General features: G+C 66.5%; 11 protein-coding genes and 1 tRNA gene. 8 read left to right on the top strand and 4 right to left on the bottom strand.

Features of this window, described 5'->3' with window-relative positions:
• Positions 1-190 precede the first annotated feature (190 nt).
• From A9D14_RS07345 to A9D14_RS07335, 3 genes are all read left to right on the top strand, one after another.
• Positions 191-1,312 (top strand): phosphoserine transaminase, encoded by a 1,122-nt coding sequence (locus A9D14_RS07345; RefSeq protein WP_066844713.1) that lies wholly within the window; start codon positions 191-193, stop codon positions 1,310-1,312.
• Positions 1,313-1,382: 70 nt separating this feature from the next.
• A complete protein-coding gene (gene serA / locus A9D14_RS07340) occupies positions 1,383-2,966 on the top strand; it encodes a phosphoglycerate dehydrogenase (protein ID WP_066844710.1) in 1,584 nt (527 codons plus the stop codon).
• 75 nt (positions 2,967-3,041) lie between these two features.
• On the top strand, positions 3,042-4,220 hold the full coding sequence (locus tag A9D14_RS07335; protein ID WP_066844701.1) for an ATP phosphoribosyltransferase regulatory subunit: 1,179 nt from the start codon (positions 3,042-3,044) through the stop codon (positions 4,218-4,220).
• Here A9D14_RS07335 and A9D14_RS07330 read toward each other — a convergent pair.
• Positions 4,217-5,158, bottom strand: coding sequence for an alpha/beta hydrolase (locus tag A9D14_RS07330; RefSeq protein WP_066844698.1), 942 nt, complete (start codon positions 5,156-5,158; stop codon positions 4,217-4,219). The two genes, A9D14_RS07335 and A9D14_RS07330, sit on opposite strands and share 4 nt — an antisense overlap.
• Before the next feature lie 135 nt (positions 5,159-5,293).
• Here A9D14_RS07330 and A9D14_RS07325 point away from each other — a divergent pair, with 135 nt between their 5' ends.
• The 3 genes from A9D14_RS07325 (at position 5,294) to A9D14_RS07315 (ending at position 7,834) form a co-directional block, all read left to right on the top strand.
• Positions 5,294-6,583 (top strand): adenylosuccinate synthase, encoded by a 1,290-nt coding sequence (locus tag A9D14_RS07325; RefSeq protein WP_066844695.1) that lies wholly within the window; start codon positions 5,294-5,296, stop codon positions 6,581-6,583.
• 79 nt (positions 6,584-6,662) lie between these two features.
• Positions 6,663-7,646, top strand: coding sequence for a helix-turn-helix domain-containing protein (locus A9D14_RS07320; protein WP_066844692.1), 984 nt, complete (start codon positions 6,663-6,665; stop codon positions 7,644-7,646).
• Between the two features lie 97 nt (positions 7,647-7,743).
• Positions 7,744-7,834: transfer RNA gene (locus A9D14_RS07315), tRNA-Ser, on the top strand.
• Between the two features lie 21 nt (positions 7,835-7,855).
• Here the strand turns inward: A9D14_RS07315 and A9D14_RS07310 are convergent.
• The 3 genes from A9D14_RS07310 to A9D14_RS07300 all read right to left on the bottom strand — a co-directional run bounded on the left by A9D14_RS07310 (position 7,856) and on the right by A9D14_RS07300 (position 11,147).
• Entirely contained in the window at positions 7,856-8,869 is a 1,014-nt protein-coding gene (locus tag A9D14_RS07310) for a bile acid:sodium symporter family protein (RefSeq protein ID WP_066848531.1), read from the bottom strand.
• A gap of 132 nt (positions 8,870-9,001) precedes the next feature.
• Positions 9,002-9,751: an ethanolamine ammonia-lyase subunit EutC gene (gene eutC / locus A9D14_RS07305; RefSeq protein ID WP_066844689.1), complete on the bottom strand. Its 750-nt coding sequence runs from the start codon at positions 9,749-9,751 to the stop codon at positions 9,002-9,004.
• On the bottom strand, positions 9,744-11,147 hold the full coding sequence (locus A9D14_RS07300) for an ethanolamine ammonia-lyase subunit EutB (protein ID WP_066844683.1): 1,404 nt from the start codon (positions 11,145-11,147) through the stop codon (positions 9,744-9,746). Before A9D14_RS07300 ends, eutC begins: the two co-directional genes overlap by 8 nt.
• Positions 11,148-11,334: 187 nt before the next feature.
• Here A9D14_RS07300 and A9D14_RS07295 point away from each other — a divergent pair, with 187 nt between their 5' ends.
• Entirely contained in the window at positions 11,335-11,910 is a 576-nt protein-coding gene (locus A9D14_RS07295; protein WP_066844664.1) for an ANTAR domain-containing response regulator, read from the top strand.
• A 34-nt stretch (positions 11,911-11,944) separates the two neighbouring features.
• A complete protein-coding gene (locus tag A9D14_RS07290) occupies positions 11,945-13,159 on the top strand; it encodes an ABC transporter substrate-binding protein (protein WP_066844661.1) in 1,215 nt (404 codons plus the stop codon).
• The last annotated feature ends 132 nt before the right edge of the window (positions 13,160-13,291 follow it).

The raw sequence follows: 13,291 nt of genomic DNA, 5'->3' as shown, positions 1-13,291 counted from the left end.
TTGCGAACGGGCGGCCAAGCGGCCGCCCTCGCTTTTCCAACGTTTTCACGGCGCGGGGCTTCACCCTGCCTGAACCACCGGCCGGCGCACCGGCGCCGCATTCGCTTGACACGGCGGCGAACATCTCTAGGTCGGCCGACGGGCCACGCGGTCCCAACGCCGCGCGAGCTCTCTGCAAGGAGAGTCTTAAATGACTGATACAAAACCGACGCTGCCGGAGCGTCCCTATTTCTCCTCCGGTCCCTGTGCCAAGCCGCCGGTCTGGACTCCCGAAAAACTCGATCCCGCATCGCTTGGGCGCTCGCATCGCTCCGGGATCGGCAAGGCGCGTCTCGCCTATTGCATCGATCTCATGCGCGAACTGCTCGAGCTGCCCGACACGCACCGGATCGGCATCGTGCCCGGTTCGGACACCGGCGCCTATGAAATGGCGATGTGGACGATGCTGGGCGCGCGCCCCGTCACCACGCTGGCTTGGGAAAGCTTTGGCGAAGGCTGGGTGACCGACGCGGTCAAGCAGCTGAAGCTCGACCCGACCGTGATGAAGGCCGATTACGGCGACATCCCCAATCTCTCGCAGGTCGACTGGTCGAACGACGTCCTGTTCACCTGGAACGGCACCACCAGCGGCGTGCGTGTGCCGAACGGCGACTGGATCGCGGACGACCGCGAGGGGCTGTCCTTCGCTGACGCGACCAGCGCGGTTTTCGCGCAGACCATTCCCTGGGACAAGATCGATGTGGCCACCTTCTCGTGGCAGAAGGCGCTGGGCGGCGAGGGCGGCCACGGCGTGCTGATCCTGGGCCCCCGCGCGGTCGAACGGCTGGAAAGCTACACGCCGACCTGGCCGCTGCCCAAGGTGTTCCGCCTGACCAAGGGCGGCAAGCTGATCGAGGGTATCTTCAAGGGCGAGACGATCAATACCCCGTCGATGCTGGCGGTCGAGGACGCGATCGTGTCGCTGGAATGGGCAAAGAAGATCGGCGGCGCGTCCGCGATGAAGGCGCGGGCCGACGCCAATGCGGCGGCGCTGAACGCCATTGTCGAGGCTCGGCACTGGCTGGGCCACCTGGTCGAGAAGCCGGCGATCCGGTCGAACACCAGCGTCTGCCTGACGGTCAAGAACGCCGATGCCGGTTTCATCAAGCAGTTCGCCAAGCTGCTCGAGGATCAGGACGCGGCCTATGACATCGCGGGCTATCGCGATGCGCCTCCGGGCCTCAGGATCTGGTGCGGTTCGACGGTGGATACCGCGGATATCGAGGCGCTCGGCCCGTGGCTCGACTGGGCCTACGGTCTGCTGACCGCCTGATCCCTACTTGCGGGCGGAGCTCAGCTTCCGCCCGCAACCCCCTGAATTTCAAAGATACGAAAGGCTTACCATGACCAAGCCGAAAGTCCTTATTTCCGACAAGATGGACCCCAATGCCGCCCGCATCTTCGAGGCGCGCGGCTGCGATGTCGATGTCATCACCGGCGAAACGCCCGAGCAGCTGATCGCCCGCATCGGCGATTACGACGGTCTCGCGATCCGCTCCTCGACCAGAGTCACCGCCGAAATTCTCGAGGCCGCGACCAATCTGAAGGTCATCGGCCGCGCCGGGATCGGCGTTGACAATGTCGATATCCCCGCCGCCTCGTCCAAGGGCGTGGTGGTTATGAACACCCCGTTCGGCAACTCGATCACCACTGCGGAGCATGCGATTGCCCTTATCATGGCGCTCGCGCGGCAGATTCCGGCCGCGAATGCGCGCACCCAGGCCGGCGAATGGCCCAAGAACGACTTCATGGGCGTCGAGGTTACCGGCAAGACGCTGGGCCTGATCGGCGCGGGCAATATCGGCGCGATCGTCGCCAGCCGCGCGCTGGGCCTGCGCATGAAGGTCGTCGCCTACGATCCGTTCCTGACCGAGGAGCGCGCGATCGAGATGGGCGTGGAAAAGGTCGATCTGGAAGCGCTGATCGAGCGGGCCGATTTCATCACGCTCCACACCCCGCTGACCGATGAGACGCGCAATATCCTGAGCCGCGAGCGGCTGGAGCGCACCAAGAAGGGCGTGCGCATCGTCAATTGCGCGCGCGGCGGGCTGATCGACGAGGCGGCGCTGAAGGACCTGCTCGACAGCGGGCATGTCGCGGGCGCGGCGCTGGACGTGTTTGCCAAGGAACCGGCCAAGGACAGCCCGCTGTTCGGCACGCCGGGCTTCATCTGCACCCCGCATCTGGGCGCATCGACGACCGAGGCGCAGGTCAATGTCGCGCTGCAGGTGGCCGAGCAGATGGCCGATTATCTCGTCAATGGCGGCGTCACCAATGCGCTCAACATGCCGTCGCTGTCGGCTGAGGAAGCACCCAAGCTCAAGCCCTATATGGCGCTGGCCGAAAAGCTCGGCTCGCTGGTCGGGCAGCTGGCGCATGGCAATCTGACCCGCATCGGGATCGAGGTCGAGGGTGCGGCGGCGCAGCTCAACATCAAGCCGATCACCGGCGCGGTGCTGGCGGGGCTGATGAAGCGCTATTCGCAAAGCGTGAACATGGTCAATGCGCCGTTCCTCGCCAAGGAGCGCGGCCTCGACGTGCGCGAGATCCGGCGCGAGCGCGAAGGCGACTACCAGACGCTGGTCCGCGTGAAGGTCGATACCGAGCAGGGCGAACGCAGCGTCGCCGGCACCCTGTTCGGCAAGACCCAGCCGCGCCTCGTCGATATCTTCGGCATCGGGATCGAGGCGGACCTGACCGGCGACATGCTGTATGTAGTGAACGAGGATGCGCCCGGTTTCATCGGCAGCATCGGTTCGCTGCTTGGCAAGAACGGCATCAATATCGGCACCTTCCACCTTGGCCGCCGCGAAGCGGGCGGGGAAGCGGTACTGCTGCTGTCGGTCGACCAGCCGATCAATCAGGACGTGATGAAGCAGATCTGCGACACCCCGGGTGTGAAGGTCGTGAAGGCGCTTTCCTTCTAAGGGACCGACGCGCGGGGCGGGGCGGGCGGCAATCGCCTTGCCTCTCCCCGCGCGCCGTCATACACGCGCCTCACGATGACCAAGCCGACCGCCATTCGCCCGCCGCGCAGCGGTGCGCCCGATCCCGACCTGCTGCCCGAGGGGCTGGCCGACCGCCTGCCGCCGCGCGCGGCCGAAGCGATGCGCGTGACCCGCGCGATGGTCGATGCGATGGCCGCGCATGGCTATGATCCCGTTCAGCCGCCGCTGGTCGAATTCGAACGCTCGCTCGCCGCGCGCATGGCGGGGGTGCGGACCAATCGCATGGTGCGCTTCACCGATCCCGTTTCGCTGCGCACGCTGGCGGTTCGGGCCGACATGACGGTGCAGGTCGGGCGGATCGCCGCGACCGGAATGGGCGATGCGCCGCGCCCGATGCGCCTGTCCTATGCGGGCCAGGTGCTGCGCATCAGGGGCGACGGGCTTGAGCCCGAGCGCGAGCAATTGCAGATCGGGGCCGAGATCATCGGGGCCGACAATGTCGCCGCCGCGGCGGAAGCCGTGCTGCTGGCGATCGACGCGCTGAAGGCAGCGGGTGCAAGCGGCATCTCGGTCGATTTCACGCTGCCCGACCTGGTCGATACTTTGGCAGAGCGAGCGCATCCGATGGCCGCGGACACGATCGACGCAGTGCGCCGCGAGCTTGACGCCAAGGATGCAGGCGGGCTGGCGTCGGCGGGCGGGGAAGCGTTCCTGCCGCTGCTCTATGCGACCGGCCCGTTCGACAGCGCCATCGCCAAGCTTGAGGAATTCGACCGCGCGATCATCGACGGCGGCGCGCTGGGCACGCGGATCGCGGCGCTGCGCGAGATCGCGGCGCTGGTCGGCGATGCCGCGCGGCTGACGCTGGACCCGACCGAGCGCCACGGTTTCGAATACCAGAGCTGGTTCGGCTTCACCGTCTATGCCGAGGGACTGCGCGGCGCGCTGGGCCGCGGCGGCACCTATCGCGTATCGGGCGAGGCGAAGGCTGGACACCCGCCGCACGACGAGGTGGCGACCGGCTTCTCGCTCTATCCTGATCCGCTGATCGATGCGAACGGCCTGACGCCCGCCAGCCGGATCGTCTTCCTGCCATTGGGCCATGACCGCGGGGCTGCCGCCGCGCTGCGCTTCGACGGCTGGCGCACGCGCGCCGCGCTGCATGACACGGACGACGGACACGCGCTGGGCTGCACCCATGTGCTGGGCGCGGCGGGCCCCGAAGCGATCTAATAGGCGCTGCGGGCGAACAGCCCGGCAAGCCACTCGTCGACGATCGGTGTCGCCTGCGAATCGGTGCGCCCCAGCATCGCGTTGATGCGGTTGTGCCCTTCCATCCCGCGCCCCGGGACCCCGGCCACGGTCGCGCGCGTGCCCGCGCCCTGCAAGGCCTCGGCAAGGCGATAGGCCTGGCGCTGGGCTTCGGGACGCTCGACATGCAGCAGCAGGAAATCGCGCGCATTGTCGCCGCCCGCGTGATTGGCGGGCGACAGCGACAATTGCCTGGACGATCCCGACCCGAACGCGACCTGATAGGCAAAGCCCAGCAGCGGCCCCGCATCGACGATCTGGCTGGGCACGTCATAGGCGGCCCCGTCCAGCAGGGCGACCCCGCCGATGTCTTCGGGCGTAAGATCGTAGCGTTTCAGATAGCGCGGGTCGGTCGCGACCAGCGCGGCCAGATGCGCGCCCGCGCTGTGCCCCATCAGCACGACGCGCCGCGTATCGATGCCCAGCTCTGCCGATCGATCCAGCAAGGCGGCAAGCGAGGCGGCGACATCGTCGGCCTGATGCTCGATATCCACCTCGGGCAGCAGGCGGTAGTTCACGCTGGCGAGCTGATAGCCGGCCTGTGTGTAATGGCGGATCTTGGCCGAACCGGTCGAATCCGACTTGTCGCCCCCGACCCATGCGCCGCCATGGACGAACAGGATCAGCGGTCGCGGCCCGGGTACTGCCGAGCTGTAGAAGTCCAGTCGCTGCAGCGGGTGCGAACCGAACGACAGTTCCCGTGCGGTCGGCGTAACGGGCTGCGCAGGCGCGCCAGGTGCCGTGTTCGGCGCCGGAACCGAAGCGGGGGCGGGGGCCGAAACCTGCGCCTGTGCCAGGAACGGGGCCGCGGCCAGGCTGGCGGCACATAGCGTTGCGGATAGAGAGGCGATCGCTTTCATGACGCTCCTGATAATCGGCGAATGCTTTCGCTGAGCCGAACGGGCCGGTAATTACCGCGCCGATCCCCTTGCCGTGCGCAGCGCCAGTCCCTAAGCGCCGCTACGGGTAGATTCCTAGGCGGGAAAGGCAATACTTTGGCCAATGTGACGGTGATCGGCGCGCAATGGGGCGACGAGGGCAAGGGCAAGATCGTGGACTGGCTGGCAAGCCGTGCCGATGCGGTGGTGCGTTTCCAGGGCGGGCACAATGCGGGCCATACGCTGGTCGTGGGCGATGTCACCTACAAGCTGTCGCTGCTGCCGTCGGGCATCGTCACCGGCACGCTGTCGATCATCGGCAATGGCGTGGTGCTGGACCCCTGGGCGCTGAAGGCCGAGGTGGAGAAGCTGACCGCGCAGGGCGTGACGATCAACCCCGAGAATTTCGCCATCGCCGACAATTGCCCGCTGATCCTGCCGCTGCACCGCGACCTCGACGGTCTGCGCGAGGCGGCGGCTGGCGCCGGCAAGATCGGCACCACGGGGCGCGGCATCGGCCCGGCCTATGAAGACAAGGTGGGCCGCCGCGCGATCCGGGTGTGCGACCTGGCGCATCTCGATTCGCTGGACCCGCAGATCGACCGGCTGTGCGCGCATCACAACGCGCTGCGCGCCGGTTTCGGCGAAGACCCGGTGAACCGCGAGCAGCTGCTTGCCGACCTGCGCGAGATCGCGCCCTATGTGCTGCAGTTCGCTCAGCCGGTGTGGAAGCGGCTGAGGAAGGTGCGCAAGGCGGGCGCCAAAATCCTGTTCGAAGGGGCGCAGGGCGTGCTGCTCGACGTCGATCACGGGACCTATCCCTTCGTCACCAGTTCGAACACCGTCAGCGGCACGGCGGCAAGCGGTTCGGGCCTTGGTCCGTCGAGCACCGGCTTTGTCCTGGGCATCGTGAAGGCCTATACCACCCGCGTCGGATCGGGGCCTTTCCCCACCGAACTGAATGACGATACCGGCCAGAAGCTGGGCGAGCGCGGGCATGAATTCGGCACGGTGACGGGGCGCAAGCGCCGTTGCGGCTGGTTCGACGCCGTGCTGGTGCGGCAGTCCTGCGCAATTTCGGGCGTCACCGGCATCGCGCTGACCAAGCTCGACGTGCTGGACGGGTTTGAGACGGTGAAGATCTGCACCGGCTATCGCCTCGACGGCAAGATCATGGATTATTTCCCCTCGCACGCACAGGAACAGGCGCGGGTCGAGCCGATCTACGAGGAAATGGAAGGCTGGCGCGAGACGACCGCGGGCGCGCGCAGCTGGGCCGACCTGCCGGCGCAGGCGATCAAATATATCCAGCGCGTTCAAGAGCTTATCGAAACGCCGGTCGCGCTGGTTTCGACGAGTCCCGAGCGTGAGGATACCATTCTGGTGCGCGATCCCTTCATGGATTGATCGGGAATCGTTGCGGAACGTCTTGACTTGTTTCCGTAATGTTCCTTAGTTGTGCCTTGTCAAAGGGGGACGCCGAATCATGCAGATTGCCCAGCCGTTCGTATTCGAGGACGGGGATGAACCGATGGCCGGGGCCGAGCTGGCCTCGGTGCCCGTATCGGTCCTGTCGGACCGGCCGCGTATCCGCGCGGAACTGGTCGATCAGCTGCTTGAGGCAGGCCTGCTGCTGCGGCAGGCCGATCCGCTCGACCGGCTTCTGTCGGACGAGGCCTTTGTCCTCGGCGATATCGTCGTCATCGACATTCCTGCTCCCGGTGCCGAATTCCTGGCGGCACTTGCGCGGCTTGATGCCCGGGCCGCGCAAAGCGGGACGCAGCTTGTCGTTTCGACCAAGGTAGAGGCGATCGATGCGGTGTTCGGCGCGATGGATTGTTGCGACGTGCAGTTCCTCATCGATCCCTCGCCTGCCGAATATGCGCTGGCGATCGGCGCGGCGCTGGCGCGCCTGCCGGGCCGATCGGTGCACGAGCTTGCGCGAGAGGATCAGCTGGCGCTCGTCCGGCTGACCGAGCAGGTCCATTCGCTCGCCCGCAAGCTGGGAGCAATGCCGGTTGAGGTCGAGGCCCCCGATCAGCTGCGTTCGCCGTCCTTCGCCTATATGGCCTTTCCATCCGCGGATTCGCCGCGCGCCGGCGAAGGCAAACGTGCAGAGCGCAAGCTGCCATCCGCGTCCTTGCTGCGCGAGATGATCCGCCAGCGCCAGCTGCGCGCCAGCTTCTTCGAGGGAGAGCTGTTCGCGGATCCCGCGTGGGACATGCTGCTCGACCTGACGGCTGCGCGGGCCGAGGGGAACGAGGTCTGCGTATCCAGCCTGTGCATCGCATCGGGCGTGCCGGCGACCACGGCGCTGCGCTGGATCGGGCAGATGACCGAGGCGGGGCTGTTCGAAAGGCTGCCAGATCCTGCCGATCGCCGCCGCGCGATCATCCGGCTGAGCCAGAGCGCGCAGGACGCCATGTGCTCCTATTTCGCGCGCGTCGGACCGTCGGTGGTGGCCGTTTGACAGGCGTCTTTCGCCGGATGGCAGTTTTGCGCATCTGGTGCCTTGCACAATCCCTTCGCCGGGGTTAGGGCGCGTTTCCCTTACGGGACAGGCAAGCGGAGCGGTGGCCGAGTGGTCGAAGGCGCACGCCTGGAAAGTGTGTATACGGTAACCCCGTATCGAGGGTTCGAATCCCTCCCGCTCCGCCATACCATCATCCACCGTGTTCCCTATTTCCCGGCGGCAGGATCGGTCGAGGTTTCACCGGCCGCATCGACGCGCCTTGCCATGCGCGCGGCCAGCCAGGCGCATACGAACAGCTGCAGCTGATGGAAGATCATCAACGGCAGGACGATCATTCCCACCTCGGCCGGGGCGAACAGCGCGCCCGCCATCGGCACGCCCGAAGCGAGCGATTTCTTCGAACCGCAGAACAGCAGCACGACGCTGTCCTCGCGCCGCAGGCCCGCAAGGCGCGCCGCGCCGTTGGTATAGGCCATCACCGCCGCGAGTATCAGCGCGCTAAGGCCCAGCAGCCAGATCAAATCGACCACGTCCAGCGCCTGCCAGATCCCGTCGACCACAGCGGCGGAGAATGCTGAATAGACCACCAGCAGGATCGATCCGCGATCGATCGGACCCAGCAGCTTCTTGTGCCCGTCGACCCACCGGCCGATCAGCGGACGCAGGAAATGGCCGGCCAGGAACGGCAGCAGAAGCTGGATGACGATGGCCCGCACGCCGCCCCAGTCGAACCCTTCGCCAGAAGCTCCCGAATGGATCAGCAGCCCCACCAGCAGCGGGGTGACGATGATCCCCAGAAGGTTGGAAAGCGAAGCGCCGCACACCGCCGCCGCCACATTGCCGCGCGCGATCGAGGTGAATGCGATCGAGGATTGCACGGTCGAGGGAAGCAGCGTCAGGAACAGGACCCCCGACACCAGCAGCGGATTGATCCAGCCTTGCACCGCGGCCACGACCGCCAGCCCGACAAGGGGAAACACGACATAGGTCGCCGACAGGGTCAGCGCATGCAGCTTGAGATTGCCGATGCCAGCGACGATCGCCTGGCGCGAAAGCTTGGCTCCGTGCAGGAAGAACAGCAGCGCGATGGCGATGTCGGCCAGCCATTCGAACACCACCGCCTCGACCCCGCGCGCCGGCACCAGCGACGCAAGCGTCACCACGATGACAAGCATCAGCAGAAAGGGATCGACCCTTTTGAGCAGGGAAGGCGATGTCATGAAATCGGGACCTGGGTGCGGCGCTGCATGGCGGTCATAGCTGCCAACGCCTGCCCTGCCGATCATACGCAATGAAACGCACGGACCGTTGCAAAAATTGATGCGCCATGCGGGCTGCCATCAGCTTGTCAGCTAACCCGCGTCCTGACTTAGGGTTCGGCGATCCCGCCGGTCCTTCAGGGCGATTCCGGTTTCGCCGATACGCTCGGCCTCCTTCAGGATCCATGCGATGTTTCGTGCTGCCTGTTCATGGGAAAGCCCGTCGGGGCGAATGTTCGATATGCAGTTGCGCTCGCTATCCGCCCGACCCTTGCGGGGCGAGCGCGTGATATAGGCGCCAAGGCTGTCCGCACTGCTAAGTCCCGGCCGCTCGCCGATCAGCATGACAATGGATCGGGCGCCGAGCCGCTCTCCGATCTCGTCGCCGAGCGCCACGCGCGCCAGATGCGCGAAGATGACGGGGGCGAATGCGGCGCCGTCCATGATCCGGCGCAGTTCGGCATAAACGGGAAGGGCGTTGCTGTTCGCGGCGACTGCCGACAGGCCATCGGCGATCACCACCGCGACATCGTAATCGCCGGGCTGAAGCCTTTCGCGGCTGTCATCGTCCAGCCTGCGCCCCGCACCGGGGTCCTTCAGATAGGCCGTCCGGTCAGCGGCGGCGCTGCTGACGATAACGCTGTCTTCGTCCAGGCGCTGCCGCAGCGCTTCGGTGTCCAGCCCGGCTGCCACCGCGTCGCGCGCCTGCGCGTGTGCGAGCCGGAAGGCCAGCGTCTCTCGCGTGGGCAGACCCTGCCCCGCGCGGCCCAGCCCGACCCGTGCCCGGCTGGTGGCGCTAAGCCGGCGAAGCAGCAGGCTGACGGCGTCCTGCGGTTCAGCCATGATCGATCAGCCCGATCATCCGCCTGCGCCCCTCTATGGCAAGCTGGTACGGCGGGGCGATGCGGCCGCCCGGCTGCATCAGCCCGATCTCGGTCAACCATCTCTCGAACTCCGGGGCGGGGCGCAGGCCCAGCACCTCGCGCAGATAGAGCGCGTCGTGGAAGCTGGTGCTCTGGTACTGCAGCATGATGTCGTCCGCGCCGGGGACACCGATGACGAAATTGACGCCTGCGACGCCAAGCATGGTCAGGATCGCGTCCATGTCGTCCTGGTCGGCCTCGGCATGGTTGGTGTAGCACACGTCGACGCCCATCGGCAGGCCCAGCAGCTTGCCGCAGAAGTGGTCCTCCAGCGCAGCCCGCATGATCTGCTTGCCGTCATAGAGATATTCGGGGCCGATGAACCCCACGACCGAATTGACGAGCAGCGGGCGATAGGCGCGGGCGACGGCATAGGCACGGCACTCCGCGGTCTGCTGGTCCAGCCCGTGATGGGCATCGGCCGACAGGGCGGACCCTTGCCCCGTTTCGAAATACATGACGTTGTCGCCCACCGTCCCGCGGCCGAGCGAGAGCGCGGCCTGATGCGCCTTGGTCAGCAGGGCCAGATCGATGCCGAAGCCGCGATTGGTCGCCTCCGTCCCGCCGACCGACTGGAACGCGATGTCGACCGGCGCGCCGCCCTCGATCAGTTCGATGGTGTTCGTAACATGGCTGAGCACGCAGCTTTGCACCGGCATGCCCAGCCGCTGGCGAATGTCGTCCAGCAGCAACAGCAGCTCGCGCGTCTGCCCGATGCTGTCGGTCGCGGGATTGATGCCGATGACGGCATCGCCAATGCCCATCAGCAGACCGTCGAGGATGGATGCCGAAATGCCCGCCGGATCGTCGGTCGGGTGATTGGGCTGCAGCCGCACCGAAAAGCGTCCCGGCAGCCCGATGGTGGTGCGAAAGGCGGTGACGACCCTGATCTTGCGCGCGGCCGCGACCAGGTCCTGGCTGCGCATGATCTTGGACACCGCCGCGGCCATTTCGGGCGTGATGCCCGGCGCGGCGCGGGCGATGGTCTCGCCCTCCGTCTCGTTGGCCAGCAGCCATTCGCGGAATTCGCCGACCGTCAGGTGAGAGATCGCCGCGAAGGCATCGTCATCGTGGCTGTCGACGATAAGGCGCGTGACCTCATCATCCTCATAGGGGATCACGGCATGCCTGGTGAACTCGGCCAGCGGCAGGTCGGCGAGTATGATTTGCGCGGCGATCCGTTCCTGCGCCGATTGGGCGGCCACCCCGGCCAGTTCGTCGCCCGAACGCGCGGGCGACGCGGCGGCGAGCAATGCGGCCAGCGTGTCGAAGCCGTATCGCGTGCCCGACAAATCTGTGCGGTACGGTCCGGACATCTCGGCCTCACTCCTGCAGCAGGGACGGCGAACGGGGTGCAAGCCGTTTCGGCGGCCCGCGGCCCGGTAAACCATTGGAGGATGGCCGGCCCCCTGTCAAAAATTGCCGGTGCGACGGCCTGTGGGCGGCGGGGGCTGGGCAGAAAGCGCCTTGCCATCGGCCCGTGCTGCAGTGCAATACAACGGGATGCGGATCGCCATCATCGACGAAAGCGCCTCGCGCGCATCGATCATAGAAGAAGGCTTGTCGCAGCTGCACGATTGCGAGATCTCGGTCATCACCAGCCGGCACGGCCTGCTGGCGCGCATTGCCGAGATCGATCCCGAAATCGTCCTGATGGACCTGGGCAATCCCTCCCGCGACGTGCTGGAGGAATATTTCGTGGTCAGCCGCGCGCTGTCGCGCCCGATCGCCATGTTCGTCGACCAGTCCGACGACGATGCGATCGCCGCCAGCATCGACGCGGGCGTGTCGGCCTATGTGGTGGACGGGCTTTCCGCCCGGCGCATCCGCCCGTTGATCGAAATGGCGGTGCGGCGCTTCAACGCCTTTGCCCGCCTGCAGGCCGATCTGGACGAGGCGAACAGCAAGCTGGCCGAACGCGCCGCCATCGACAAGGCCAAGCGCATCTTGATGGACACGCGCGGCATTACCGAGCCCGAGGCCTATGCAGAGCTCAGGCGCAAGGCGATGTCGTCGTCGCGGCGGATCGCCGACATTGCCGATGCGCTGGTAACGGCGCATGAGCTGATGCGCGAATGAGACGGGGGATGGAAATGCGGACGGGGGCCTGCCGGTGACCGAACAGTTGAACGTGGGGTTTCTTCCGCTGGTCGATGCCTGCCTGCCGATCATCGCGCAGGAATGCGGCTTTGCCGAGGAGGAGGGGGTAACCCTTCGCTTCCTGCGCGACGTCAGCTGGGCGACGGTTCTGGACCGCCTGTTGTACGGGCATAGCGACGTGGCGCATATGCTGGCGCCGCTGGCCATCGCGACGACGCTGGGCCGCGGGCGCCCGGCGCAGCCGCTGGTCGCGCCCTTCGTGCTGGGGCTGAACGGCAATGCGGTGACCTTGTCGAACGATCTGGCCGATATGCTGACGCGAAGCGAACCCGACAGGCTGTGCGATCCCGCGGAACTGGGCGCGAAACTGCGCGACGAAGCGTTGAAGCGAAAGGCTGAGGGGCGACCCATCCGCCTTGGCGTGGTGCATCGTTATTCCAGCCATAACTACATGCTGCGCTACTGGCTGGCGGGCTGCGGCATAAGGCCGGACGAGGATGTCGAGATCGTCACGGTGGCGCCGCCGTTCACGGCCGATGCGCTGGCAACGGGCGAGATCGACGGAAGCTGCGTGGGCGAGCCATGGAATTCGGTCGCGGTCGACCGCGGCGTGGGCCGGATCGTGCTGGCGACGGCGCAGATCTGGCGGCGCGGCGTCGAAAAGGTGCTCGCCATGCGCCAGCCGGTGCTGGACCAGCGCCGCGACGCGGTCGAACGCATGATCCGCGCGCTGCGCCGTGCGGGCGAGCATTTCGTCGACCCGGCAAACTGGGAAGCCAATGCCCAGCTGCTGGCGCGCGGGGAATATCTCGCGTCCGACCCGAAGCTGGTCCTTGGCGCCATCTCGGACCGGCTGGTGCTGCGACAGGACGGCCCGGCGGTGCATTATTCCGACTTCATGTTCCAGCACCGCGAGGCGGCGAACTTTCCGTGGATCAGCCAGGCGCAGTGGCTCTACACCCAGATGGTCCGCTGGGACCGGATGGAATATAGCCCCGCCGACGCCGCCAGCGCGGCATCGGTGTTCCGTCCCGACATCTATCGCAGCGCGCTGCGCGGTCTCGATTCGCCCCTGCCGGGTGCGAGTTCAAAGGTGGAGGGGGCCGTCACCGGCACGATCGGTGCGGGGACCGAGCAGGGCCAGCTGGTCATGGAGCCCGACGCATTTTTCGATGGCAAAACCTTTGATCCCGAGCAACTTGAGGAATATCTTGCCGGCCCGTCCTGACCGAATGTTCATGGTGCACTGCAAAAACCGCTTTACGCATCCGGCGCGAATCGGTTAGGACACAGGAACAGCGAACGGATCGCCGCCCATGGACGGGTGACCCAGCGAACCGTGCTGCATCTACGAAATTGC

This window comes from Croceicoccus marinus, from assembly GCF_001661675.2.
Lineage (GTDB): Bacteria > Pseudomonadota > Alphaproteobacteria > Sphingomonadales > Sphingomonadaceae > Croceicoccus > Croceicoccus marinus.
This window is presented reverse-complemented; position numbering and strand designations above follow the sequence as displayed.